The sequence below is a fragment of the Xanthomonas sp. CFBP 8445 genome, assembly GCF_025666235.1.
Classification (GTDB): domain Bacteria; phylum Pseudomonadota; class Gammaproteobacteria; order Xanthomonadales; family Xanthomonadaceae; genus Xanthomonas_A; species Xanthomonas_A indica.
Genome location: NZ_CP102594.1, coordinates 1,208,872 through 1,233,819, shown reverse-complemented (window position 1 = coordinate 1,233,819; position 24,948 = coordinate 1,208,872). Strand labels below are relative to the sequence as shown.

The window sequence follows — 24,948 nt, the reverse complement described above, 5'->3', positions numbered from 1 at the left end:
ATGCCGGATGCGCCGGTCGCCACGCTCAGCGTGCGCCGCTCACGCGCCCCGACTGCACGCTGGCCTTGCCTTGACGAACCTCGAAGGTGAATGCATAGGCCAGCGTCACCGGCACTTCCTGCACCGACTGCGCATCGTCGCAACGCCCTTCCTGGGCCGGCCGCCGCGCCGGATCGGCGTAGGTGCAGATCGCCGCCGGCACGAAGCGCCACTGCGCGACCGCGGCCTGCACTGCCTGCAGCAGATCGGCCATCTCCGGCTGCGCACCCGCGCTGCAGTCCGGGCGATCATCCAGCAACGCACTGCGCTCCACCGTGCCCTGTGCGGAGAGAATCACCCGCACGCACACGGTGGTCGGAGCCAGGCTGCGACGCGGCGACTCGGCCGGCAACTGCGGCGTCGGCGCCTGCAGCGGTTGCGGCATGCGGAACACCTGCTGCGGCTGCATCCGATACGACGGCACTGCCGCCGCCCCCGGTGCCGCGCCGAACCCGGTTTCCAGCATGCGCTGATCCACCGAGTCGATGCGCCGGGTCGGTTGTGGCGCCTCTTTCGGCACGTGGCTGGCACAGCCGGAAAGGATCAGCGCCAGCAGCATGCCCGCCCGCCAGTGCGCACTCATCGTACGGTCCGCGCCATGCCGCACAGCGGCGCAGCGCCGCCCTTGCCCGGGAACGTCTTGTCGCACAGGCTCGCCACTGCATCGCCGGCACCTTCGCCCAGGCTGTACCAGCGGTAGTCCGCAGCCTCGGCGACGCCCGACGGCGCCGCCACAGGATCCATTTCCACGTCGAATGCCACCGGGATCTTCATGCGGCTGGGTACCGATCGGCCGTGTTCGGTCGCCGGAGAGAAGCGCCACTTCCAGGCGGCGGTGACCGCGGCAGCATCCAGCGCAGCGCTTCCGCTGCCATGGTCCAGCACGCGCACGCCGCTCGGCGTCCCGTGCACATCCACGTCGACCAACAGGACCAGCTTGCCGGAGACGCCCGCACGCACCGCTTCATCCGGGTATTTCGGGGGCGGCATGTCGATCACCTTGGCAGGCCGCGCTCCGGTCCGCGCGGCGACCACCGACGCCTGCTGCGCCGGTCGTGCCGACGTGCCATCCACCTCACTCCCGACCAGATCGCGTGCCACGCCCATGGCACCTGTTCCAATTGGCAACGCCAGTGCCATCGCACTCCCGCTCAACGCGGCCAGCGTCACCGCCGCGATGCCCAAATGACGCCGCCAACCACGCACCGCCGGACGCCGCAGCAGGGCAATGCGCTGACACAACACGCTGCCCGCCTGCCAGTGGCAGCCGACCGGCAGGGCCAGCGCATCCAGCTGCGTCTGCAGCATCGCCTCGGCATAGTGCCGGCGCGCACCCGGATGGCGTGCCAGCACCGCCGCATCGCAGGCCAGTTCCTGATCCAGACGGAAGCGCGTGGCGGCCCAGTGCAGCAGCGGATTGAACCAGTACACGCAGCGCAGCGCGGCGAGCAGCAGATTGCTGCGGGTGTCGCCACGGGCGATGTGCATGCGTTCGTGCGCCAGCACCAACTGCGCCTGCGGCGGCGGGTAGCGCACAGCGAAGTCCTTCGGCACCACCACCTGCGGTCGCCACGCGCCCAGCACCAAGGGCCCATGCAGCGCATGCTCGGCAACCAGCACACCGTTTTCCCCAGGCCGCAAGCGACCCAGGCTGCGTCGGTAGCGGCGCTGCTGCCGCCACAGCACTGCCGCCGAGGCCACGGCGCCCGCGAGCCACACCGCCAGCCACCAGACCGCGGCGTGGCCGCTCGCCGGCGGGCCGCCGCTGCCCGCGGACAGTTGCGTCTGTGCTGCGCCGACCAGCACTGACGGCATGTCCAGCACCAACCCCGCCGGCAACGCTGGACGCCAGCCGCTCGGCAACAACGCCACCAGCAGCGCCAACGGCACCGCCGTCCACACGGCATAGGCGATGCTCGCGCCGAAGGCGCGTCGCATCGGCACGCGCAACACCAGTACCGCCGCGATGGCCACGCTGACGACCAGCGCGGTACTTCCGAGGTCCCTCACGATCCCATCAATGCTCATCGTCCAGCTCCTGGATCAGTCGTTTGAGTTCGGCGATATCGGCGTCGCTGAGCTTGCCGCGTTCGCTGAAGTGCGCCACCAGTGGCGCGATGCGGCCGCCAAACAGGCGGTCGAGCAGGCCTTCGCTCTGTTGCTGCACCCACTGCGTGCGCTGCAGCAGGGGCGTGTACAGATAGCGGCGGCCCTGTTTGTCGGCGCGGATCGCGCCCTTGTTGAGCAAGCGGTTGAGCAGGGTCTTGACCGTGGGTTCGGCCCAACCGCCATGGCCGGACAAGGCCGCGAACACCTCCTCGGCACTGAGCGGGTGCCGCTCCCACAGCACCTCCATGACCACGGCTTCCGCATCGCTGATCGACATTACGTTTACACCCGTAAATTTTTATCGATTACACGCGTAGACGAAACCGCTGTCAAGCGTTTTTTCCTGCTCCTGCATCGCCACCTCGACACAGACCGAACGGCGGCAACGCGGCGCGACTGCCGTGGCATCCGGACGCTTCCGCGACGACGGATCGCTCGACCGTGACCAACACCGAGCCGCCGCTGGCGCTCGTCAAATCCCGCCGGCCCCTGCGCCGACACAACGGTGCGCCCCCCGAACGCACTGCAATCGGCCGCACACGCTCTAAGCTATGCCGATGACCGATCATCTCGACGACCTCGACGCCGCAGCCGACCTGATCCTGCAGCGCATCGCCGGCCCGCTGCGCGTGGGCGCACCGCTGGGCCTGGGCAAACCGCACCGCCTGCTCAACGCCCTGTACGACCGCATCGAGCACGATCCGACGCGGCCGCTGCAGATCTACACCGCGCTGTCGCTGCATCCGCCGGCGCCCGGCGGCGGCTTGCAGGGCCGTTTCGCGCGGCCGTTCGTGCAGCGCCATTTCGGCGAGGATTTCCCGCGCCTGCGCTACGTGCAGGCGATGCAGCGCGATGCGCTGCCGGCGCACATCCAGGTCGAAGAGTTCTACATGCAGTCCGGCGCGCTGCTGCGCTCGACCCAGGCGCAGCGCAGCTACACCAGCCTCAACTACACCCATGCCGCCGACGCGGTGGCGCAGCGCGCGCCCAACCTGATCGTGCAGAAGGTGGCGCGCGAACCCGACGGCACCCGGCTGTCGTTCTCGTGCAACAACGACATCACCCAAGACACCCTGGCGGCGGTGCAGCGGCGCGGCCTGCCGCGGCCGCTGCTGGTGGCCGAAGTCGATCCGCAACTGCCGTGGATCGGCGGTTGCGCGGCGGTGGAACCGAGCTTCTTCGACGTGGTGGTGACCCCGCCCGGGCCGTATCCGCGCCTGTTCGGGCTGCCGCGGCAGCCGGTCGCCGATGCCGATTACGCCATCGGCCTGTACGCCAGCACCCTGGTGCGCGACGGCGGCACCCTGCAGATCGGCATCGGCACCCTGGCCGATGCGCTGTGCCACGCGCTGGTGCTGCGGCACACCGACAACGCGCGCTACCGGCAGGTGCTGGCGGCGCTGGATCCGGAGCTGGAGCGGCATCCGGCGGTGCGCGAATGTGGCGGCCTGGAGCCGTTTGCGGTCGGCCTGTTCGGCTGCAGCGAGATGCTCAACGAGGGCTTCCGGCAACTGGTCCAGTGCGGGGTGATCCGGCGCAAGGTGCTCGACGACGCGCCGCTGCTGCAGCGTGTGGCCGACGGCAGCGCCGATGCGCAGGACCTGCAGCGCCTGGAGCGCGACGGCGAATACCTGCAAGGCGCGTTCTACCTGGGTTCGCCGGAGTTCTACACCTGGCTGCGCGAGATGGAGCCGCAGGCGCGCAAGGCGATCGGCATGCACCGCATCAGCGAGATCAACCAGCTGTACGGCGGCGAGGCGCTGCGCCGGCTGCAGCGGCGCGAGGCGCGTTTCTTCAACTCCTGCATGATGGCCACCGCGCTCGGCGCGGCGGTGTCCGATGCGCTGGACGACGGCCGCGTGGTGTCCGGCGTCGGCGGCCAGTACAACTTCGTGGCGATGGCGCACGCGCTGGACGACGCGCGCAGCGTGCTGATGTTCCGCGCCATGCGCAGCGACGGCGGCGCGGCGCAGTCCAACGTACGCTGGAACTATGCCCACACCACCATCCCGCGGCACCTGCGCGACCTCTACGTCAACGAGTACGGCATCGCCGACCTGCGTGGCCTGACCGACGAGGATTGCATCGCGGCGATGACCGGGATCGCCGACGTGCAGGCGCAACCCGCACTGCTGGAAACGGCGAAGACCAACGGCAAGCTGGCCGCCGGCTTCACTGCGCCGGCGCACTGGCAGCGCAACCGCGCCGCGCGGGTGCGCGACGCACTGGCGCCGTTCCGCCGCGACGGCAGCCTGCCCGACTATCCGCTGGGCAGCGATTTCACCGAGGTCGAGCAGCGCCTGCTGCGCGCGCTGGCCTGGCTGCAGCGACACACCGCCAGTACGGGCGCCAAGCTGAAGACGATCGCCACGGCTTTGCTGGCGCGTCCCACCGGCGATGCCGCCTGCATGCAGCGCATGGGCCTGGACGCACCACGCAGTCTCGGCGAGCGCCTGGAGGCGACGTTGCTGGCGTCCGCCCTGCAGCGTACGCGCACGCTGCCGTGACACGCCACCGGGCCTGACGCTGCAACGCGCTGGCGCACCGATCGCAGGCGCGATGCGATAAGTGACCGCGCGTCGCACGCGAATGCGATGTGCCGCACGAATGTCGCACATCGGCGGCGATGACACGATTCGGCAACATGCCCGCAGGAACGGCGTCAACTGCGCTCGGGAAGCTGTCGGGATATCGTTACCAAGCGTGGCCGCGATGCACTCCCAACGCCCTGTCCCGATGCCGTCGTCGTTCTCTCGCCGCACCGCGCTGCGCGTGCTGCTGGCGGTACTGGCGCTGTTGCCGTCCGCCCTGCTCGCCGACCCCAAGCTCAACGACCTGCAGTACCTCGGCAGCCACAACAGCTACCACGCCGGCTTCGCGCCCAGCGAAGCGGCGCTGTGGAAACGCCTGGACCCGGCGACGTTCGCCGTGCTGGACTACCGGCACCCGCCGTTGACGCAGCAACTGGACGACGGCGTGCGCCAGCTCGAGCTGGACATCTATGCCGACGCCAAGGGCGGCCGCTATGCGCATCCGGCGATGATCGAGCAACTCGCCAAGGCCGGGTTGCCGCCGGCCCCGCCGGTCGCCGCGCCGGGGGTGATGCAGCAACCGGGCTTCAAGGTCATGCACATCCAGGACCTCGATCAGCGCAGCACGTGCCAGCCGCTGCTGGCCTGCCTGCGCGAGGTGCGGGCGTGGTCGCGACGGCATCCCAGGCATCTGCCACTCTTCATCCTGCTGGAAACCAAGCAATCGACCGTGCCGGCGGCCTTCCCCACGGTGCAGCCGGAACCGTTCGACGGCAAGGCGCTGGATGCGTTGGACGCCGAACTGCGCGCGGTGTTCGCCGCCAACGAGTACATCAGCCCCGACCAGGTGCGTGGCAGCGCGGCCACGCTCAACGCCGCCGTACTCGCGCATGGCTGGCCGGCGCTCTCCGCGGCGCGCGGCAAGGTGGTGTTCCTGCTCGACCAGCGTGGCGTCGGCCCGGCCTACCTGGCCGGCCATCCGTCCTTGCGCGGCCGCGTGTGTTTCACCAATGCCGATCCCGGCACCGACGATGCCGCCTTCGTCGAGCGCAACGACGGCAGCGCCGATGAGATCGCGACGTTGGTGAAGGCCGGCTACCTGGTGCGCACCCGCACCGATGCCGACCTCAAGGAAGCCCTGCGCAACGACACCGCGCGGCGCGACGCCATGCTCGCCAGCGGCGCGCAACTGCTCAGCACCGACTTTCCCGATCACGAGCCGGCCGCCTCCGGCTACGTGGTGCGCTTTCCCGGCGACGCCGTCGCCCGCTGCAATCCGCAACGTCCGCAGGCCGACTGCCACGACGTCGACCTGCGCCACTGATCGCCAGTGGCCGCGCTGCGTCGCGGCCACGCCCTGCACACACGCAATGGAAGGCCTGGGCGATCCGCGCGCCGGCATCGGCGTGTCCGGACCTCGGATCGCAACCGCTGTTTCCCCCAACGAGTCGTGCCCATGCCCGTGTTCCATCGCCCCCGTCCCTTGTGCTGTGCCATCGCCCTTGCGCTGGCGCTCTCGCCAGCCGCCCACGCCAGCGATGCCAACGACCCCGCTGACGCCAATGCGCGCACCACCACCCTGGACTCGGTCAACGTGCAGGCGGCGCAGGCCAGCGCGCCGGGTTCGCTGGACGAACAGCGCCTGTCCAATGGCGTCAACAGCGTGATGAGCAAGCAGCAGATCGACGCGATCCCCTCCGCCGGCATCGCCGACGTGGTCGCGCACCTGCCCGGCCTGTCGGCCTACAGCGACATGCATCTGGGCCAGGCCACCACCGGCGAGAACGCCTACGTCAGCATCCGCGGCCTGGATGCCAGCTACAACAGCTACAGCCTCAACGGCTTCGGCATGCCCGAGACCGATTCGTCCACGCGTGCGATCTCGCTGAACATGCTGGCGCCGTTCGGCATCCAGTCGGTCAAGGTCTCCAAGTCGCCCACCCCGGACCTGCCGGGCGACGCGATCGGCGGCGCGATCGACATGCGCACGCCCAGCGCGTTCGATTTCGACGGCGACTTCTACGGCAAGACCACCGCGCAAGGCCAGTTCAACGCGCTCGCCTCCGACCTCGGCGGCAAGCACACCGGCGGCACGGTGCAACAGGAGTTCGCCTGGAAGTTCGGCGACGACCACGCGTTCGGCATCTACGCCTCGGCCTACTACGGCAAGAACAACAACATGGCGCAGGCGCCCGCGCCCAACAGCGCGTACTTCCCCGCGGACCCGGCACAGGCCAAGGCGGTGGATCTGCGCGATGTCGGCCCGCTGCTCAGCGCCCGCTACAAGTACAGCGTCTACACCAGCCAGATCGAGCGCTACGGCGGCAACCTCGCCTTCGATTGGCAGGGCGATCACAGCGCCTTCTTCGCCCGTGCCATCTACGGCAGCTACAACGTCACCGGCCAGCAGGACCAGTCCAGCGCACGCCTGGAAACCGTCAACAACCAGCCCACCGCGGTGCGTGGCGGCTACTTCAACACCCACGACATCAAGGAAACCCTGGCCACGCTGCAACTGGGTGGGCAGACCACGCTGGACCGCCTGCGCTTCGACTACGGCGGCTCGTTCGGACGCGGTACGCGCGCCCGACCGGACTATGTCGCGGCCAGCCTGTACGGCTTCACCCCGGGCAGCTTCGCGTTCGACCTCAGCGATCCGACCTATCCCGGCATCGGCCCCAGTTCGCCGGCCCTGAAGAACTTCTTCTACAGCCTGGATTCGGCGCTGTTCTGGAAGACCCAGGGCCACGATGCCGGCAGCCACGACAACCGCGCCAGCGCGCATGCCGACATCAGCTACCGCGTGGACGGCGACCTGCTCGACGAGGTCAAGACCGGCCTGTCGCTCGACCACGCCGACCGCGGTTCCTACGATCACCCGTTCTTCCACAAGGACGGCAACTTCATCTACAACGGTCCCTACTTCGGCGGCAGCAACTACGTGTTCCCCAATGCCGGCGGCCCACCGCTGAGCGCGCTGCCCGGCCGTCTCACCTATGCGGCCTTCGATGGCCACTATGCCGGACCGTTCAAGATCCTCGACCGCGACTGGGTGCGCGCGCAGGCGGTGCCCTATAAGTACGTCAACGATCCCAATGGAGCCGGCGTCTACACCGCCAACGACTACAACGCCAACACCACCTCCAGCACCGAGGCGATCTACGCCGGCTACGCGATGGCCACGCTGCATGTCGGCGCGGTGACCGTACTGCCTGGGGTGCGCTACGAACTGACGCGCTACTCGGCCGACGCCTGGCAGTCCAACGGCGACGGCACCAACGGCCGCTTCGTCGGCAGCGGCCGCAGCTACGGCGAGGTGCTGCCCGGCATCAGCCTCAACTACCGCCCGGACGAGCTGACCGTCTACCGCGCCTCGCTGCGGCGCAGCTTCAGCCGCCCGGCGTTCGGCCTGATCTCCGGCGAGACCGTGTACACCGTCGACCCCACCCAGAAAGTCATCGGCATCTCCAAACCCAATCCCGACCTGCAGCCGAGCAAGGCCGACAACGCCGACCTGTCCGCGGAGTTCTACGACCGCAACGGCGGCGTGCTCAGCGCCTCGACCTACTACAAGCGCATCACCGGCTTCATCTACACCTCGCAGTCGGCGACCAGCAACGACAACACGCTCGGCGGCCTGGTCCCGACCGGCACCACCTTCGAGGACGGCGTGCCGGTGACCATGCCGCAGAACGGCGGCACCGCCACGCTGTACGGCGTGGAGCTGGCCGGCAGCAAGCGCCTGCAGGACCTGCCCGGGTTCTGGGGCAATCTCGGCATCGCCGCCAACCTGACCCTGCAGCACAGCTCCGCCGACAGCAAGCGCGCCGACCAACCTGAAAAGACCTGGCTGCCGCGTGCGCCCGAGCGCATCTACAACCTGGACCTGTTCTACGACGACAACCGCCTGCGCGCCGACCTGAGCTACAACTACACCGGCCTGCAACTGCTCGGCCTGACCAGCGACCGACTCAACTACTACCTGCAGCCGGTCAAGTCGCTGGACTTCACCGCCACCTACCACCTGCCGCACGGCATCGATGTCGGCATCGCCGCCAAGAACCTGCTGAACGCGGCCACGTTCTACGAAACCCAGGGCAAGTCCACGCGCTACATGGCCTACGACCCCGGTGCCGATGGCGCCTACGTGGAAACCGGGCGCGTGTACATGCTGACGCTGAGCTACACCTACTGACGCCGCGCCTGCCTCCGGCGCGCCGCGCCGGAGGCCTTGCGGCGCATCGGGCCGCCTGGGCGTGCCCCGGGTGCATGCCGGGGCACCGGTCGGTCCTGCGGGCCGCGTCAGCGAGCGCCCCCGCATCCCCGGGCGCCTGCGCCGCCAGCCCCACCTGGACGCCGCCAGGACCGCGCGGTGCCCGCCACGCAACGGTTTCCGTCCCGCGGAGGCAGGCGCCGGCGGGGGATGTCATTCGCGTGTAAAATTGCGGGTTTTTGACCCCTCACATGGCGAAAGCCCCTCCACGGGCGCCCGTCCCGGGCCCGGCCTTCATTCGCCTGCTGGCGCGCCTGAGCGATGCGCCGATGCCCGCGTCCAGCCCCGCGCTGGCCGACCGGCTCGGCCAATGGATCGACTGGAACCGCGCGGTGGCGGTGTCGCGGGCGCTGGACGGCAAACTGCCCGAGCCCGCCGAAGACGCGCCCGAAGCGCCGGAACCGTCGGCGCTGGAGGCCGAATGCCTGCGCGTGCGCGCCGCGCTGGAAGAAAGCATCGCGCTGGACATCGCCAAGGAGACCGGGAAGCCCGTGGGCAAGCGCCAGCACGACCCCGACGCACCGATCGAGTACGCGCCGTTCCGCCAGCGCTACCTGGCGCTGCAGCGCGCGATGCTCACCGCGACCGGGCGCCTGCGTGGCCTGCTGCGCGATGCCCTGATCCCGCTCTCGCCGGACATGGCGCGGCTGGCCGAGGTCGATGCGGTCATGGAACTGACTCTCAGCCCGCGCGAACAGACCTTGCTGGCGACGGTGCCCAACCTGCTGGAGGCGCATTTCCAGCGCCTGCGCGCGACTGCGGCGGCACCCACTCCCGATCCAACGCTCACCGACGCTCTCCCGGCGCCGTCCGGCGCGGCCTGGCTGGACCTGTTCCGCCAGGACCTGCACAGCGTCCTGCGCGCCGAACTGGACGTCCGCTTCCATCCCATCGAGGCGCTGCTCGCCGCGCTTCGCAGCCGTTGATTTGACCCTCATGCCCAAGACCCTGCTCCATTCCGCCCTGTTCCTCGCCGGCCTCGCCGTGGTCTGCTGGATCGGCGTCGGCTATCTCGGCTCCAACCCGCTGGGCGCCGGCTTCGCCGCGTTGATCGGCCTCTGCTACCTGGCCGGCATCGCCGAGCTGTACCGCTACCGCCAGGCCACGCAGACCCTGCACGGCGCGCTGGCGCAAGCCGACGCCGCAAGCAGCGACCTGGGCGGCTGGCTGCAGCGCCTGCACCCGAGCCTGCGCAACGCGGTGCGCCTGCGCATCGAGGGCGAGCGCGCGGCCCTGCCGGTGCCGGCGTTGACCCCATACCTGGTCGGCCTGCTGGTGCTGCTGGGCATGCTCGGCACCTTCCTGGGCATGATGGCCACCCTGCGCGGCACCGGCCTGGCGCTGGACAGCGCCACCGACCTGCAGGCCATCCGCGCCTCGCTGGCGGCGCCGCTGAAGGGCCTGGGCTTCGCCTTCGGCACCTCCATCGCCGGCGTGGCCACCTCGGCGATGCTCGGCCTGCTCGCCGCGCTGTGCCGGCGCGAGCGCCTGCAGGCAGTGCAGCAGTTGGACCTGCATGCGGCCACTGCGTTGCGCACGCATTCGCTGGCCTACCAGCGCAACGAGGCCTTCAAGCTGCTGCAGACCCAGGCCACGCTGATGCCCGGCCTGATCGAGCGCATGCAGACGATGATGGCGGCGCTGGAACAGCACAGCGCGGTCAGCGGCGAGCGCCTGGCCAGCAGCCAGGACGCCTTCCACAGCCGGACCGAAGCCGCCTACACGCGCCTGGCCGGGGCCGTGGAACACGCCCTGCAGGCCGGCGTGGCCGCGCACGCACGTGCGTTCGGCGACGCGCTGGAACCGGTGGTGCAGCGCACCCTCGACGGCGTAGCGCGCGAGACCGCCGCGCTGCAGGACAGCGTCGGCCAGGCGGTGCAGCGGCAACTGGACGGTCTGTCCAGCGGCTTCGCACAGGCCGCCGAGCAGGCCACGCAGCGCTGGGACAAGGCGCTGGCCGAGCAGCAACGCGCCAACGGCGCGCTGCTGCAGGAACTCGGCAGCGCACTGCAACGCGCCGGCGACGGCCTGGAACAGCGCACTACCAGCCTGGTGGAGGCGACCGCGGCACGCCTGCAGGCCGCCAGCGACGACGCCAGGCAGGCCTGGGCCGAGGCCGTGACGCAGCAGCGCGCGGCCAACGACGGTCTCGCCGCGCGCCATGCGCAGGCGCTGGACACGGTGGCGACCCGTCTGGATGCCACCGCCGAGGCCGCACAACAGGCCTGGGGCGCGGCACTGACGCAGCAGCGTGAGGTCAACGAAGCGCTCGCCACGCGCCACGCGCAGGCGCTGGACACCGTGGCGACCCGTCTGGACGCCACCGCCGGGGCCGCGCAGCAGGCCTGGAGCGCCGCGCTGGCGCAGCAACGCGACGTCAACGAGGCCCTCGCCATGCGCAATGCGCAGGCGCTGGAGACCGTGGCGACGCGCCTGGACAGCACTGCCGAAGCCGCGCAACAGGCCTGGAGCGCGGCGCTGGCGCAGCAACGCGAGGTCAACGAAGCCCTCGCCGTGCGCAACGCGCAGGCGCTGGACACGGCCGCGGCCACCCTGGAACAGCGCGCCGCCGCGCTGGCCGAGACGCTGCAGCAGGCCCATGCCGACCTGCAGGAGGCGCTGGAGGCGCGCGACCAGGCGCGCCTGCGCGCCTGGACCGACAGCTTCGCCAGCATGGCCGCGACCCTCGGCGGGCAGTGGGAACATCACGGCGAGCGCATCGCGCAGCGCCAGCAGGAGATCTGCAGCACCCTGCAGGAGACCGCCGCGGCGATGTCGGAACAGAGCCAGGCGCAGGCGCGCGACACCATCGCCGAGATCGAGCGGCTGGTGCAGGTCGCCTCGGAAGCGCCGAAGGCGGCGGCCGACGTGGTCGCCGAACTGCGCCAGAAGCTCTCCGACAGCATGGTCCGCGACACCGCGATGCTGGACGAACGCAACCGCCTGCTGGCCACGCTGCAGACGCTGCTGGAGGCGGTCAACCACGCGTCCACCGAACAGCGCAGCGCGGTGGACGCCCTGGTCGCCACCTCGGCCGACCTGCTGGAACGCGTCGGCAGCCGCTTCACCGACCGGATCGAAGCCGAGACCGGCAAGCTCGGCGACGCCGCCGCACAGGTCGTCGCCGGCGCCACCGAAGTGGCCAGCCTGGGCGACGCCTTCGCCGGTGCGGTGCAGGCCTTCGGCGAATCGAATACGGCGCTGCTGGAACGCCTGCAGGGCATCGAACAGGCGCTGGACAAGTCGCTGGCGCGCAGCGATGAGCAATTGGCGTACTACGTGGCGCAGGCGCGCGAAGTGATCGACCTGAGCATGCTCTCGCAGCAGCAGATCACCGAGGAACTGCGCCAGCTCGCCGCGCGCCAGGCGCCCGACCAGGCCGACGCGGCATGAGCGACGAGCTGGAACTCGAGGCCGACAGCGGCGCGCCGGTCTGGGCGGTGTTCGGCGACCTGATGTCGGTGCTGCTCGGCGCCTTCGTGCTGATCCTGATCGGGGTGATCGGCGTGCAGTTGCAGCTGGCGAACAAGCTGGACGCGGAAATGCGTCAGCACCAGCGCGAAGCGCAACAGCGCAAGACCCTGGAACAGGCGCTGGCGGTCCCGCTGGCGGCGGGCCGGGTGACCCTGGTCGACGGCCGCATCGGCATCCGCGGCAACGTGCTGTTCGCGTTGAACTCGGATCAGTTGCAGCCGGAGGGCCGCGACCTGCTGAAGAGCCTGGCCGCGCCGCTGGCCGGCTACCTCAAGGCCCGCGACGAGATCCTGATGGTCAGCGGCTTCACCGACGACCGCCAGGTGCGCGAGAGCAACCGCCAGTTCGCCGACAACTGGGAACTGTCGGCCGAGCGTGCGCTGACCGTGACCCGCGCGCTGATCGAGGCCGGCGTACCGGCCGATGCGGTCTTCGCCGCGGCCTTCGGCGCGCAGCAACCGGTGGCGCCGAACGTGGACGAGGCCGGACGCGCCAGCAACCGCCGCGTGGAGATGGCACCGCTGCCACGCATGCGCAAGCGCGCCGCGACACCGCATGCGCCCTGATCCAATCGCCGCCACCGACCGTCTTGCCGCCTGGCGCACACAGCATGCCGAGCGGCTGGACCCGCTGCGCTTCCGCTTCCTCGAAGCGCTGGCACGCCGCACCGAGGCGCAGCGGGGCAAGGCGCGGGAACTGCTGGAGCAGAAGCTGTCCGCCCTGCTCGACGCCTACGCGGCCGCGCTGGCCGCGACGCCGCAGAACACTGTCGATACCGCCGACGCCGCGGCGCACTCGGCCCAGCCGAGTCCGCTGGGTGCACTGCTGGCGGAACATCGTTCGGCTGCCGTCGCCAGCGCCAGCAACGTTGCCACCGAATCCGACGCCGCGCCCGGTCTGGGTGCCGACACCGGCACCGGGACCACCACCGAGCCGCTCACAGCGGCAGCGTCGCCAGCTGACGCAGCGTCGTCGTCCGCAGCGGCGCCAGCGCGCCTCGTCGCGCCACAGTTGCCCGCGGTCGAAGACGCGCGCCGGCTGTGGACCGAGCTGCGCAGCCGCAGCCAGTTGCGGCAGTCGCTGCAACCGGCACCCGCCGACGCCGGTCCGCTGAACTCCGGCGTGCTGGTGCATCGCGCACTGACGCTGATGCGCACGCTCTCGCCCGGCTACCTGCAGCACTTCCTGTCCTACGTCGACGCACTGTCCTGGCTGCAGCAACTGCAGGAGGCTGGCGCACTGGCGACGCCGCAGAAATCCAGTAACGCCGCCGGCAAACCTGCAACGCCGCGCAGCAGGCCGCGCAAGCGCGGTTGAGCCCATCGTCGATGCACATCGCGCCGACAGCGTCGTGGCAGGAGCGGCTTTAGCTGCGACGGGCGTTACAGGGAACGGCGGTCGCGGCTGAAGCCGCTCCTACGAGATCCGCTTTTTCCTCATCCGACACATCCGCACAGGCAAGAAAAAGGCCGGCATACGCCGGCCTTTTCCGTCTTCCATCGCGGGATCGGCTTACAGCGCCTTCGCCGCCGCCACCACGTGCTCGGCGGTGATCTGGAAGTGCTTGTACAGCACATTCGCCGGCGCCGAGGCGCCGAAGCTGTCGATGCCGACCACGGCGCCGTCCAGGCCCACGTAGGCGCGCCAGAAGGCGGTGACACCGGCTTCCACCGCCACGCGCTTGCGCACGGACGACGGCAGCACCGATTCCCGGTAGGCGGCGTCCTGGCGATCGAACACGTCGGTGCACGGCATCGACACCACGCGGGTCTTCAGGCCCGCGGCATCCAGCGCCTGCTTCGCTTCCACCGCCAGGCCGACTTCCGAGCCGGTGCCGATCAGGATCACGTCGGGCGTGCCGCCCTCGGCATCGGCCAGCACGTAGCCGCCGCGCTCGATCTGCTTGATCTGCTCGGCGCTGCGCGGCTGGTGCGGCAGGTTCTGGCGGCTGAACACCAGGCAGCTCGGGCCGTCCTTGCGGGTGATCGCGGCCTTCCAGCTCACCGCCGACTCCACCGTGTCGCAGGGGCGCCACACGTCGTTGTTGGGGATGTAGCGCAGCGACGCCAGGTGTTCCACCGGCTGATGGGTCGGGCCATCCTCGCCCAGGCCGATCGAATCGTGGGTGTAGACGTGGATCGCGTGCGCCGGGATCAGCGCGCTCATGCGCACGCCGTTGCGCGCGTAGTCGCTGAACACCAGGAAGGTGGCGTCGAACGGGATGAAGCCGCCGTGCAGCGCCAGGCCGTTGGCGATGGCGGTCATGCCGAACTCGCGCACGCCGTAGTACACGTAGTTGGCGTTCGGATCGTCGCTGGCGACCGACTTGCTGGCCTTCCACAGGGTCAGGTTGGAATGCGCCAGGTCGGCCGAACCGCCGACCAGCTCCGGCAGCAGCGGCGCGAACGCCTCGATCGCCATCTGCGACGCCTTGCGCGAGGCGATGGTCTGGCCTTCGGCGGCCTGCTTGGCGATGTAGGCGTCGGCCTGGGCGAGGAAGTCTTCCGGCAGCTCGCCATGCGAGCGGCGGGTCAGTTCCGCGGCTTCGGCCGGGTACTGCTTGGCGTACTTGTCGAAGGCCTGCTCCCACTCGGCCTGGCGCAGCGTGCCAGCACCGCCGGCGCGCCAGCCGTCGTAGATCGCCTGCGGGATCTCGAACGGCGCATACGGCCAGTTCAGCGCCTTGCGCGCGCCTTCCAACTCTTCCTTGCCCAGCGCGGCGCCGTGCGAGGATTCCTTGCCGGCCTTGGTCGGCGCACCGAAGCCGATGGTGGTGCGGCAGCAGATCAGGGTCGGCTTCTCGCTCTCGGCGATCGCGGCCTCGATCGCAGCCTTGACCGCGTCGGCATCCTGGCCGTCGACATCGCGGATCACGTGCCAGTTATAGGCCTCGAACCGCGCCGGGGTGTTGTCGCTGAACCAGCCGGCGGTGTTGCCGTCGATGGAGATATGGTTGTTGTCCCAGAACGCGACCAGCTTGCCCAGGCCCCAGGTGCCGGCCAGCGATGCGGCTTCGTGCGACACGCCTTCCATCATGCAGCCGTCGCCCATGAACACCCAGGTGCGATGGTCGACGATCTGGTGCTCGGGGCGGTTGTAGCGCTGCGCCAGCAGCTTCTCGGCCAGCGCGAAACCGACCGCGTTGGCGAAGCCCTGGCCCAGCGGACCGGTGGTGGTCTCCACCCCGGGAGTCTCGCTGCGCTCCGGGTGGCCGGCGGTCTTGCTGTGCAGCTGGCGGAAGCGCTTGAGCTCCTCGATCGGCAGGTCGTAGCCGGACAGGTGCAGCAGCGCGTACTGCAGCATCGAGCCATGGCCATTGGACAGCACGAAGCGGTCGCGGTTGAACCAGTGCGGATTGTTCGGATTGTGGCTGAGGAAGTCGTTCCACAGCACTTCGGCGATGTCGGCCATGCCCATCGGCATGCCGGGGTGGCCGGAATTGGCGGCCTCGACCGCATCGGCGGCAAGGAAACGGATCGCGTTGGCGAGTTCGCGGCGGGTAGGCGTCGTCATGAGGGATCTGTCGGAAGCGGGCGCGTGGCGTCGGGCCCACTATTGTCCCACAGGCGGGGATTGGGGATTCGGGATTCGGGATTCGTAGCGTCACCGGCTGGACACCTCGGATGGCGTAGGAGCGGCTTCAGCCGCGACAGGCGCACCGGGATGGCCCATCGCGGCTGAAGCGGCACCTACCCATGGCCCGTCAGGCGGCGATAGCGCCGCCTTCCCAATCCCGATCCCTAATCCCCGCCGTCCTCGCCCTTGGCCACCAGCGTGGTCAGGGCCAGGTCGCCGGTCACGTTCAGCGCGGTGCGGCACATGTCCAGGAAATGGTTGACGCCCAGGATCATGCCGATGCCGACCGGGTCGACGCCCACCATCGCGCAGATCAGCGCCACCACCGGCAGCGAGCCGGATGGCACGCCGGCAGTGCCGATGCCGCCGAGGATGCACACCAGCATCACCATGCATTGCTGCGCGATGCTCAGTTCCACGCCGAAGAACTGCGCCAGGAAGATCACCGTCACCCCCTCGAACAGCGCGGTGCCGTTCTGGTTGGCGGTGGCGCCGACGGTCAGCACGAAACGCGAGACCTTGTGCGGCAGCCCCATCTGGTCGGCCACGCGCAGCGCGGTCGGCAGGGTGGCGTTGCTGGACGCAGTGGAGAACGCCATCACCGTCGCTTCGCGGGTAGAGCGGAAGAACCACAGCGGCGAGCGTCCGGCCAGGCGCACCGCCACGCCGTAGCTCACCACCATGTGCAGGCCCAGCGCCAGCACCACCACGCCCACGTAAGCGCCCAGCCGCACCAGCAGTTCGAAGCCGAACAGCGCCGCCAGGTTGAACATGAAGCAGGCCACCGCATACGGCGCCAGGCGGATCACCAGGCCGATCAGGGTCATCGAGATCTCGAACACGCCCTCGATGCCGCGGCGCAGCGTCGCCACCTTGGCGTCGTCGCTGAGCACCATGCCCACGCCGAACATCACCGCGAAGAACATCAGCGACAGGATCGCGCCATTGCTGGACGCGGCCGCGACCACGTTGTCGGGCACGATCGACAACAGCATGTCCATGCCGTGCGGCTGGTGCTTGCTCTGGTCGACGATCTGCGCCGTCCGCTCCACGTTCTGCTGCAGCAACTGCTGCGCCAGCTCGCGATCCACGCCGATGCCGGGCTTGAGTACGTTGACCAGCACCAAGCCCAGCAGCACCGCCACACCGGACAGCACCACCGTATAGCCCAGCGTCTTCCAGCCGATCCGGCCGAGCGCACGGATGTCGCCCATCTCCGAAATGCCCATCACCAGCGCCGAGAACAGCAACGGCACGATCAGCATGAAGATCAGGTTGAGGAACAGCTTCGAGAACGGCGTGGTGAGGTACTTGGTCAGCGCCTGCACCCACGCCGCATCGCCGCCCACGCTCATATGCACCGCCAGGCCCAGCACCAGCCCGAGGACGAAGCCGATCGCCATTTTCCAGTGCAACGGCATGCCGGTTTCGGCCTTCACGGGGGTGTCGGTCATGGTGTGCGCCTTGCAAGGAGGAACACCCAGCTTAACAAACCATGAGCAAGCGTCGACATCTCGCCGCTGGTGCGAGCCCTGTGGCAAGGCGCTGTCGATAGACGCAGTCGCGAAAAAAACCTGACAGACAGGCTGGCCAGCCATGACTGCATCAGCACCAAGGCGCACGGCCGGGCGTCAACGTCCTGTGCTCCGGGTGAAGACACGAATGGTACGAAGCTGGATCCGCGCCATTCGCTCGATCACGCTATCGAAATCGTGTCGCGGCTATGGCCACATCCGCCGCCGGTCTTCCGGTACGCACCTGAGAAATCGGCGACAACATCATCGATCACGCTGCGTCGTTGAGAACGATCAGCGTTACGCGCATAACAACAGGAAATCACGCGTCGCGCGGATACAACGGCGGCAAATCGTCCTTGTCCTGCTTGCGCGGCGCAGCGCGCCAACGTGGCCCGGCCCAGAACGCCTGACGCAGCGCGGCACGCGCACCGGTCACATCGCCGCCACCGCCCCAGCGCGCGTGCTGCATGCGCAGCACCGCGTCGCGCTGTGCCGGATCGTCCAGACGCTGCACGACCGTATCCAGGTCGGCGACGCCGGCCTGTGCGCACAGGATCGCCGCGACCTCGTCCAGTCCGCCGCTATCCAGGGCCTTGCGCAACGCCGGCAGCGCGGCGCGGGCGCTTGCAGGCGCCGATGGCGTGCCAGGCGCAGCGTTGGGCGCCGTCGATGGCAGCGCGGCCGCGCCGCGCGGGCGGCGCGCGCGGCGCCAGGCCCAGACCAGGGTCGCCAGCCATAGCACCGCGAAGCCCGCGGCCAATGCCATCCACAGCGGCAACGAAGCGAGCCGTCCGCGCAGCGTGTGCGTCGGCGCCACCGCGTTGTCCGGCGGCACCACGCTCAGCGTCGGCGCCGTCGGACTGAGCGGCGCCGGGGCCGGCGCGGGCACGCCTTGCCCGGGCTGCACCTGCAGGGTCAGGTCCGGCAGGCTGGCCTCGCGCGCGGCGCCGGCGCCGACATCCCACCAGGGCATGCGCAGGCCGCGCACCAGCAACGGGCCCGCCGCCTGCGGCACGATCGAGTAGCGGCGGGTGACGGTCACCTGCGGGCCGCCGTCGACGAAGCGTTCCTGCACCTGCGGCGGCTCGGCGAACACCTGTGCGCCATCGACGCTGGGCGTGGGCAGTTCGGGGAACTGGGCCTGGGTGGCGCCGCGTGCGGTGGCCTCGACCACGATGTCGGCCGCTTCGCCGGCCTTGGCGCGCTGCGGCGTGGCGGTATAGCGCAGGCGCAATTCGTGCAGCGGCAGCCATGGCTGCGGCGCATTGGCCGGCTGCGCGCGCACCTGCAGGGTCTGCGCGGTGCCGCGCGCATTGAGTTCGCCACCACGGCCGAAGTAGTCGTCAAAGAAACCGGTGGGGCCACGACCGCTGAAACGCGCGCCCGGCAACAGCAGCGGTCCGCTGCGTTCGGGGACCAGCAGGTAATGCCGCTCGACCACGGTGTACATGCGTCCGTCGATCTGGCGGCGGTTCTGGATATCGTCGCCGACGCGCTGCAACGACGCGCCCGCCGGTGCGTCCAGGTCCAGTTCGCCGGAACTCAGCGGCACGCCGAGATACAGCCGCACCACCACGCCCACGCTCTGCTGCACATAGGGCTGCGCGTCGTCGACGACGGTCTGCACGAACACATCGGCGTTGCCCACTTGCGCCGGCACATCGGCGGTGGCGGTGGCGGGCGCCGCGGCGCTGGCCGCGCCCACCTCCAACCGCAATGGCGCGGTGCGCTCGTTGCCGACCTGCAGCGACGGGATCTCCAGCGTGCCGGTGCTACGCGGGGTCAGGATCACGCCGAACAGGGACTTCGCCGAGACCGCGCCGTTGACGATCTGCATCTGCCGGCTCTTGACCTCGTTGCTGAGCGCGAAATCCGCGCGCAGCGGCGTGTAGTCCGGGGTCGCCGTCGCCTGGTCGGTCTCGATGTTGAGAGTCACGCCCTCGCCGGCGCCGACGTTGTTACGATCCAGCCACGCGCGCGTGGCGGCGCCCGCCGGCAGCGCCAGCAGCAGCGCGGCCAACACCATCAGCGCTGCGCAGACGCGCCCCCCCTGGCCGAATCGCTTGAAGTGGATCATGGTTCCTGTTCCCGCTGCCTGCGTTCGTGTTCCAGCCTGAATTTGGCGCGCAGCAGATTGCCCGGATCGTCCGGTACCCGCCGCAACCACGCCTCCACCGCCTGGCGCTGCTCGCGCTGCTGCGGCGTCTCGTTCGCGGCGGCAGCCGCGCGTTCGGCGGCCTGCTTGTCGGTGCCGCCCTGCTGCGCCATCGCCTGCTGCATCTGCTGGCGCTGCGCCGCATCGGCCCGCTGTTGCGCCTGCGCATCGCCTGGCTTCGGTGGCGCCTGCTGTGCGTCCCCGGCGCCGTCGCGCCCCTGCTGGCCGTCGCGCTGCTTGCCGTTCTGCTGCTGGCCACCCTGCGCTTGCTGCTGGTCCTTCTGCTGACCATTCTGCTGCTGACCATTCTGCTGCTGGCCCGACTGCTGCTGTCCGTTCTGTTGCTGACCGTTCTTCTGCTGCTGGCCGTCCTTGCCTTGCTGGCCGGACTTGGAGTTCTGCGACGACTGACGCTTGCGCGCGGCCTCTACCGCAGCGCGGTTGGCGATCGCGTCGGCCATCTGCGGATGCAGCTTCAGCGCCTTGTCGTACGCGTCGATCGCCTCGTCGTAACGGCCCTGGCGCGCCAGCGCATTGCCGAGGTTGTACCAACCGGCATCGCTGTCGATGCCTTCGAACTGCTGTTGGGCGGCGGCGAAGTCACCTTTGCGATACGCCTGCACGCCGGCGTCCAGCCGCTGCTGACGGACCTGGTCGGCACGCTCCCACCAGCCGCCTGCAACGGGAGCGGGAGTGGCTGCCTGTGCCTGCGCCGCTGGCTGGGCCTGGGCCGGTCCCGGCAGCGCCAACGGCACCAACACCAACAGCAGCACCGCCGCGCCGCCGCGCCGGCGAAACGCCAGCAGGGCCAGCAACATCAGCGGTGGCAACAACCAGTAACCCTGGTCGAGCCAGACCCGGCCATGGCTTTCGTCGGCGGCCGTGGCGTCCGCTTCCTGCGGCCGCAACACGCCCAGTGCGCGCAGGTCGCTATCGTCGGGCGTCAACGCGGCATAACGCCCCGCGCCGGCCGTGGCCAGCGCACGCAGCGAGCCTGCATCCAGTTGCGCGTGCGCCAGCCGGCCCTGGTCGTCGCGGTAGGCAGCGCCCTGCGCCGTGCCCAATCCCAGCGCGGACACGTGATAGCCCTGCCCGGCCGCATGTGCCGCCGCCTGCTGCGCCTTCGCATCGGCCTGATCGCTGAGCACCAGGATGTCGCCGCGGGAGAAACCGGCCTGGCGCAGCAACTGCGCCGCCCAGTCGATCGCCAGGTCGGTCCGCTGCCCCGCCACCGGCATCACCTGCGGCGACAGCGCGTCGAGGAACAGGCCCACGTTCGCCGCGTCGTCGGTCAGCGGCGCCACCGTGTACGGCTCGCCGGCATACGCCAGCAGCGCCACTTCGCCGCCGGCGCGCTCGTGCAGCAGCCGCGCCAGCTTGGCCCGCGCCTGCAACAGCCGCGACGGCGGCAGGTCGCGCGCATCGATCTGCGCGGACAGATCCAGCGCGATCACCAACGGCGTGCGCGCCTGCCACAGCGGCTGCTGTTCCTGGCGCCAGCTCGGGCCGGCCAGCGCCAGCACGGCCAACGCATAGCCCAGCGCACCCAGCAACAGGCCGGCGCGACCCTTGGCATCGCCGCGCGCCAGCAGGTGCGGCAGCAGATGCGGGTCCACCGTGCGCCGCCAGATGTCGCGGCGCCGACGCCGACGCCACCAGCTCCAGCCCAACAACGGCAGCAACAGCAGCGCCCACAGCCACTCCGGGCGCAACAGGTGCAGGGCCTGGAGAAATTCCACCGCGCGGGTCATTGCCGCCTCCAGGGCCAGATGAAGGACAGCAACGCCAGGGCCAACGCCGCGCCCAGCGGCCAGGCGTAGCATTCGATCCGTGGCCGCACCGCCGGGCCAGCAGACCGTACCGGCTCGAGCCGGTCCAGCTCGGCGTAGATCGAGGCCAGCTCGGCGGTGTCGCGGGCGCGGAAGAAGCGCCCACCGGTGTCCTGCGCGATCTTGCGCAGCGTGTCCTCGTCGACCTGATCGTCGCCGCCGCTCCCCGGGATCGGCAGGCCGAACAACGACATGCCGCCATCGCCACCGAAGGCGATGGTATAGACGCGCACGTGTTCGGCCTTGGCCAGTTCGGCGGCCTTCAGCGGGTCGAGCACGCCGGCGGTGTTGACGCCGTCGGTGAGCACGATCAGCACGCGCTCGCCCTGCTTCTGCTCGCGCAGGCGCTTGACCGCCAGCGCGATCGCATCGCCCAGCGCGGTCTCGCGCCCGGCCAGGCCGACCACGCTGTCGCGCAACTGGTCGCGCACCGTGGCCAGGTCCGCGGTCAGCGGGGTCAGCGCATACGCCTGCTGGCCGAACACCAGCAGGCCGATGCGGTCGCCGTCGCGGCGGTCGAGGAAATCGGCCAGCACCGCCTTGGCCGCGGTCAAACGATCGACCACGCGCCCGCCCAGACTCATGTCCGGCTCGCTCATGCTGCCGGACAGATCCACCGCCAGCATCAGTTGCCGCGCCTGCTGCGGCGGCGCGATGGGCTCGCCCAGTTGCAACGGGCGCGCCGCCGCCGCGCACAGGCAGAACCACGCCAGCCATGCCAGCCACACGCTGGCGCGCCACAGCCCACCACGGGCCGGCGCGGCGGCCGCGGCCTGCAGGCGCTCGCCATAGGGCACGCGCAAGGCCGGCGCATTGCCGCGGCGTGCCGGCAGCAGCAGGTTGGCCAGCAAGGGCAGCGGCATCGCCAGCCACATCCAGGGCCAGGCGAAGCCGGCCACCAGGTCGCTGAGGCTCTGCCACGACGACGGCAACAGGCTCATCGCCGTCCTCCACGTCGCGTCGCCATCAGCACCAGGAACCGGCGCCGTGCCAGCGGCAGCAACGCCTGCACCTGTGCCGGGTCCACGCTGGGCCGATAACCGCCATCAAGCAGCACACGGCCCGGGCCGGCCGAGAACGCCTGGCGCTTGTCGCCACCGTCCAGGAACCGCAGCCAGTCTTCACCCTGCAGTGTCGCCGCGGCAGGATCGCGACGTTGCGCCGCGCGCCGCAGCAACTCCGACACCGCGGCCACCTGCGCCGGCGGTTCGCCCGCGCGCGTTGCCGCGTCGAACTGGCGCTGCCAGCGCTGGACGCGCTGGCGCCGGCGTATCCACACGACCAGCACCGCGGCGATCGCCAGCAGCAGCACTGCCGCCAGCATCCACCAGCCCGGTGCGGGCGGCCACCAGGCCGGCGCCGGCGGCAGATGCACATCGCGCAGGGGCAGTTGCTGCGGGCTCATGCCATCGCCCCCACCGGCAGCAACCACGATTCGCTGGGCGCGTCGCTCAGCAGCACCCGCACCTGCACGCCACGGCCCGGCAGTTCCGCAGCCAGGGTTTCCAGCGGCTGCACGAACTGCGCGCGCCAGCGCTGCCGCGCGGTGCTCGCCAGCAGATCCACTTCCACGCGGCGGCCGCTGGCACAGAACGGCAGGGCCGCGCGCGGCGGCTGCACTTCCAGCGGATCGGCGAGCAGGATCAACTCGACGTCGTTGTGCAGCGCCAGCCCGGCCCAGCGCGCGGAGGGTACCGCCTGGGCGCTGGCCGGATCGGCCAGCACGGTCAGGCGCGACCCTGGACGCAGCAACTTGGCCGCGTGATCCAGGGCCATGCCCAGGCCGGCGTCGTCCTGCGGCGGCTGCGCATACCAGCGCGCCAGCGCATCGAGCACACGCAGCACCCCGCGCGGTCCGGAGGCGGGCGGCACCGGCGCTTCGCTGCGGCTGCCGCGCAGCGCGGCCAGGCGATCGCCCTGGCGCTGCGCCGCCCATGCGGCCACGGCCCCGGCACGCGCAGCCTGCACCGACTTGAAGCGGACGCGCGTACCGAAATACAGCGACGGCGCGGTATCGGCCACGATCAGGCTGAGCCGTTCGCGCTCGGCCTGGAACAACTTGGTGTGGGTGCGGCCGCTGCGCGCGGTCAGCCGCCAGTCGATGTGCCGGACGTCGTCGCCCACCACGTATTCGCGCGATTCGGCGTACTCCATGCCACGCCCGCGCATCGGCGACGGGGCGGCGCCGCTGAGGCCGTGACGGCCGCGACGCGGCGGCGGCACCCGCGCGACGGCCGCGCGCAACGCCACCAGTTCGGTCAGGCTGGGGCGGACGCCCTGCTCGGCCGGCGCGGCGGCCTGCGGCATGCCCGGCGCGGTCGGCTGCGGTGCCATCGTCGTTACTCCGTGCGAAGGCGGGCGGCAGTCAGCCCTGCATCAGGGCGCGCGTACCTGCACCCGGTCACGGCGGCGGCACCTTGTCCAGCAGCGCGGCGACCAGGCGATCGCCATCCCAGCCTTCGGCGGTGGCTTCGTAGCTGGGCAACACGCGGTGGCGCAGCACGTCGGCGGCGACCGCCCGCACGTCGTCGGGCGTGACGAAATCGCGTCCGGCCAGCCAGGCCCGGGCGCGCGCGCAACGCTCCAGCGCGATCGAGCCGCGCGGGCTCGCGCCCCAGGCGATGCGCCGCGCCAACGCGGCGTCGTAGCCGCTGGCGTCGCGCGAGGCCAGCACCAGTTCGATCAGATAACGCTCCAGCGGCGGCGCCATGTGCAGCGCCAGCACCGCACGGCGTGCGGCGAACACGTCTTCCAGCGGCATGCGCGGCGGCGGCGCCTCGCCCGACTCCAGCGTCTCGCGTGCACGCTCGCGCGCCAGGCGCAGGATCTCCGCTTCCGCCGCCGCTTCCGGATAACCGATCCGCACATGCATCAGGAAGCGGTCCAACTGCGCCTCCGGCAGCGGGAAGGTCCCTTCCTGCTCGATCGGGTTCTGCGTCGCCATGACCAGGAACAGCTTCGGCAGCGCGTACGTATGCCGGCCGACGGTAACCTGGCGCTCGCCCATCGCTTCGAGCAGCGCCGATTGCACCTTGGCCGGCGCTCGGTTGATCTCGTCGGCAAGCAGGATTGGATGGAAGATCGGCCCGGGCAGGAACTCGAAGCGGCTTTCCTGCGGACGCCACACCTCGGTCCCGGTGAGGTCGGCCGGGAGCAGGTCCGGCGTGAACTGCACGCGGGCGAAGTCCGCTTCCAGGCGCGAGGCCAGGGCGCGAATCGCCGTGGTCTTGGCCAGACCTGGCGCGCCTTCGACCAATAGATGGCCGTCGGCGAGCAGCGCGATCAGCAAGCGCTCCACCAGCGCCGATTGGCCGACGATGGTCTGGGACAGGCCGTCGCGCAGGGCGACGAAGGCGGCGTGCAGGCGCTGCTGCTCGGGCGCGGCCGGCGGGGAATCGAGGGGCGAGGAGGACGTGTTCATTTGCGCAGTCTGACCGATCACCGG

Annotated in this window: 18 protein-coding genes; 7 read left to right on the top strand and 11 right to left on the bottom strand. The window is 70.4% G+C overall.

The window, feature by feature from the left end:
* Window positions 1-25: 25 nt before the first annotated feature.
* From NUG21_RS05315 to NUG21_RS05305, 3 genes are read right to left on the bottom strand one after another with little or no spacing between them, the layout of a single operon-like run.
* Entirely contained in the window at window positions 26-622 is a 597-nt protein-coding gene (locus NUG21_RS05315; RefSeq protein ID WP_019796613.1) for a hypothetical protein, read from the bottom strand.
* A complete protein-coding gene (locus NUG21_RS05310; protein ID WP_263392476.1) occupies window positions 619-2,067 on the bottom strand; it encodes a TonB family protein in 1,449 nt (482 codons plus the stop codon). The genes NUG21_RS05315 and NUG21_RS05310 overlap by 4 nt, the downstream gene beginning before the upstream one ends.
* Window positions 2,057-2,425: a BlaI/MecI/CopY family transcriptional regulator gene (locus NUG21_RS05305; protein WP_019796495.1), complete on the bottom strand. Its 369-nt coding sequence runs from the start codon at window positions 2,423-2,425 to the stop codon at window positions 2,057-2,059. The genes NUG21_RS05310 and NUG21_RS05305 overlap by 11 nt, the downstream gene beginning before the upstream one ends.
* Before the next feature lie 274 nt (window positions 2,426-2,699).
* On the opposite strand from NUG21_RS05305, the gene NUG21_RS05300 reads away from it, so the two are divergent.
* The 7 genes from NUG21_RS05300 (at window position 2,700) to NUG21_RS05270 (ending at window position 13,743) form a co-directional block, all read left to right on the top strand.
* Window positions 2,700-4,655 carry an acetyl-CoA hydrolase/transferase C-terminal domain-containing protein gene (locus NUG21_RS05300; RefSeq protein ID WP_263392475.1) on the top strand — a complete coding sequence of 652 codons (1,956 nt, stop codon included), beginning with the start codon at window positions 2,700-2,702 and terminating at the stop codon, window positions 4,653-4,655.
* A gap of 229 nt (window positions 4,656-4,884) precedes the next feature.
* Entirely contained in the window at window positions 4,885-6,003 is a 1,119-nt protein-coding gene (locus NUG21_RS05295) for a phosphatidylinositol-specific phospholipase C1-like protein (RefSeq protein ID WP_263392474.1), read from the top strand.
* A 132-nt stretch (window positions 6,004-6,135) separates the two neighbouring features.
* On the top strand, window positions 6,136-8,874 hold the full coding sequence (locus NUG21_RS05290; RefSeq protein ID WP_263392473.1) for a TonB-dependent receptor: 2,739 nt from the start codon (window positions 6,136-6,138) through the stop codon (window positions 8,872-8,874).
* A gap of 269 nt (window positions 8,875-9,143) precedes the next feature.
* Entirely contained in the window at window positions 9,144-9,878 is a 735-nt protein-coding gene (locus NUG21_RS05285; RefSeq protein ID WP_242080518.1) for a DUF3348 domain-containing protein, read from the top strand.
* Window positions 9,879-9,888: 10 nt separating this feature from the next.
* Window positions 9,889-12,345, top strand: coding sequence for a DUF802 domain-containing protein (locus tag NUG21_RS05280; protein ID WP_263392472.1), 2,457 nt, complete (start codon window positions 9,889-9,891; stop codon window positions 12,343-12,345).
* The gene (locus tag NUG21_RS05275; RefSeq protein WP_160947511.1) at window positions 12,342-12,992 is read left to right on the top strand and encodes an OmpA family protein; all 651 of its coding nucleotides are present in this window, start codon (window positions 12,342-12,344) and stop codon (window positions 12,990-12,992) included. The genes NUG21_RS05280 and NUG21_RS05275 overlap by 4 nt, the downstream gene beginning before the upstream one ends.
* Window positions 12,982-13,743, top strand: a complete 762-nt coding sequence (locus tag NUG21_RS05270; RefSeq protein WP_263392471.1) for a DUF2894 domain-containing protein — start codon at window positions 12,982-12,984, stop codon at window positions 13,741-13,743. Before NUG21_RS05275 ends, NUG21_RS05270 begins: the two co-directional genes overlap by 11 nt.
* Before the next feature lie 195 nt (window positions 13,744-13,938).
* Here NUG21_RS05270 and tkt read toward each other — a convergent pair whose 3' ends face one another.
* The 8 genes from tkt to NUG21_RS05230 all read right to left on the bottom strand — a co-directional run bounded on the left by tkt (window position 13,939) and on the right by NUG21_RS05230 (window position 24,924).
* The gene (tkt, locus tag NUG21_RS05265; RefSeq protein ID WP_019796904.1) at window positions 13,939-15,939 is read right to left on the bottom strand and encodes a transketolase; all 2,001 of its coding nucleotides are present in this window, start codon (window positions 15,937-15,939) and stop codon (window positions 13,939-13,941) included.
* A gap of 227 nt (window positions 15,940-16,166) precedes the next feature.
* Window positions 16,167-17,456, bottom strand: a complete 1,290-nt coding sequence (locus NUG21_RS05260) for a dicarboxylate/amino acid:cation symporter (protein WP_242080513.1) — start codon at window positions 17,454-17,456, stop codon at window positions 16,167-16,169.
* A 382-nt stretch (window positions 17,457-17,838) separates the two neighbouring features.
* Window positions 17,839-19,545: a BatD family protein gene (locus NUG21_RS05255; protein WP_263393033.1), complete on the bottom strand. Its 1,707-nt coding sequence runs from the start codon at window positions 19,543-19,545 to the stop codon at window positions 17,839-17,841.
* Between the two features lie 47 nt (window positions 19,546-19,592).
* Window positions 19,593-21,425: a tetratricopeptide repeat protein gene (locus NUG21_RS05250; RefSeq protein ID WP_263392470.1), complete on the bottom strand. Its 1,833-nt coding sequence runs from the start codon at window positions 21,423-21,425 to the stop codon at window positions 19,593-19,595.
* On the bottom strand, window positions 21,422-22,444 hold the full coding sequence (locus tag NUG21_RS05245; protein WP_263392469.1) for a vWA domain-containing protein: 1,023 nt from the start codon (window positions 22,442-22,444) through the stop codon (window positions 21,422-21,424). Before NUG21_RS05245 ends, NUG21_RS05250 begins: the two co-directional genes overlap by 4 nt.
* Window positions 22,441-22,908 (bottom strand): DUF4381 family protein, encoded by a 468-nt coding sequence (locus NUG21_RS05240; protein ID WP_263392468.1) that lies wholly within the window; start codon window positions 22,906-22,908, stop codon window positions 22,441-22,443. The genes NUG21_RS05245 and NUG21_RS05240 overlap by 4 nt, the downstream gene beginning before the upstream one ends.
* Window positions 22,905-23,837 carry a DUF58 domain-containing protein gene (locus tag NUG21_RS05235; RefSeq protein WP_263392467.1) on the bottom strand — a complete coding sequence of 311 codons (933 nt, stop codon included), beginning with the start codon at window positions 23,835-23,837 and terminating at the stop codon, window positions 22,905-22,907. The genes NUG21_RS05240 and NUG21_RS05235 overlap by 4 nt, the downstream gene beginning before the upstream one ends.
* A gap of 67 nt (window positions 23,838-23,904) precedes the next feature.
* Complete coding sequence (locus NUG21_RS05230) at window positions 23,905-24,924, bottom strand: AAA family ATPase (RefSeq protein ID WP_010340870.1); 1,020 nt, start codon at window positions 24,922-24,924, stop codon at window positions 23,905-23,907.
* Window positions 24,925-24,948: the final 24 nt, after the last annotated feature.

Excerpts from the sequence above, each read along its gene's own strand:
- NUG21_RS05275 (WP_160947511.1), top strand. The coding sequence starts at position 12,342 with ATGAGCGACGAGCTGGAACTCGAGGCCGACAGCGGCGCGCCGGTCTGG.
- tkt (WP_019796904.1), bottom strand. The coding sequence starts at position 15,939 with ATGACGACGCCTACCCGCCGCGAACTCGCCAACGCGATCCGTTTCCTT.
- NUG21_RS05280 (WP_263392472.1), top strand. The coding sequence starts at position 9,889 with ATGCCCAAGACCCTGCTCCATTCCGCCCTGTTCCTCGCCGGCCTCGCC.
- NUG21_RS05285 (WP_242080518.1), top strand. The coding sequence starts at position 9,144 with ATGGCGAAAGCCCCTCCACGGGCGCCCGTCCCGGGCCCGGCCTTCATT.
- NUG21_RS05255 (WP_263393033.1), bottom strand. The coding sequence starts at position 19,545 with ATGGTGTTGGCCGCGCTGCTGCTGGCGCTGCCGGCGGGCGCCGCCACG.
- NUG21_RS05305 (WP_019796495.1), bottom strand. The coding sequence starts at position 2,425 with ATGTCGATCAGCGATGCGGAAGCCGTGGTCATGGAGGTGCTGTGGGAG.
- NUG21_RS05315 (WP_019796613.1), bottom strand. The coding sequence starts at position 622 with ATGAGTGCGCACTGGCGGGCGGGCATGCTGCTGGCGCTGATCCTTTCC.
- NUG21_RS05250 (WP_263392470.1), bottom strand. The coding sequence starts at position 21,425 with ATGACCCGCGCGGTGGAATTTCTCCAGGCCCTGCACCTGTTGCGCCCG.
- NUG21_RS05295 (WP_263392474.1), top strand. The coding sequence starts at position 4,885 with ATGCCGTCGTCGTTCTCTCGCCGCACCGCGCTGCGCGTGCTGCTGGCG.
- NUG21_RS05260 (WP_242080513.1), bottom strand. The coding sequence starts at position 17,456 with ATGACCGACACCCCCGTGAAGGCCGAAACCGGCATGCCGTTGCACTGG.
- NUG21_RS05245 (WP_263392469.1), bottom strand. The coding sequence starts at position 22,444 with ATGAGCCTGTTGCCGTCGTCGTGGCAGAGCCTCAGCGACCTGGTGGCC.
- NUG21_RS05230 (WP_010340870.1), bottom strand. The coding sequence starts at position 24,924 with ATGAACACGTCCTCCTCGCCCCTCGATTCCCCGCCGGCCGCGCCCGAG.
- NUG21_RS05270 (WP_263392471.1), top strand. The coding sequence starts at position 12,982 with ATGCGCCCTGATCCAATCGCCGCCACCGACCGTCTTGCCGCCTGGCGC.
- NUG21_RS05290 (WP_263392473.1), top strand. The coding sequence starts at position 6,136 with ATGCCCGTGTTCCATCGCCCCCGTCCCTTGTGCTGTGCCATCGCCCTT.
- NUG21_RS05235 (WP_263392467.1), bottom strand. The coding sequence starts at position 23,837 with ATGGCACCGCAGCCGACCGCGCCGGGCATGCCGCAGGCCGCCGCGCCG.
- NUG21_RS05240 (WP_263392468.1), bottom strand. The coding sequence starts at position 22,908 with ATGAGCCCGCAGCAACTGCCCCTGCGCGATGTGCATCTGCCGCCGGCG.
- NUG21_RS05310 (WP_263392476.1), bottom strand. The coding sequence starts at position 2,067 with ATGAGCATTGATGGGATCGTGAGGGACCTCGGAAGTACCGCGCTGGTC.
- NUG21_RS05300 (WP_263392475.1), top strand. The coding sequence starts at position 2,700 with ATGCCGATGACCGATCATCTCGACGACCTCGACGCCGCAGCCGACCTG.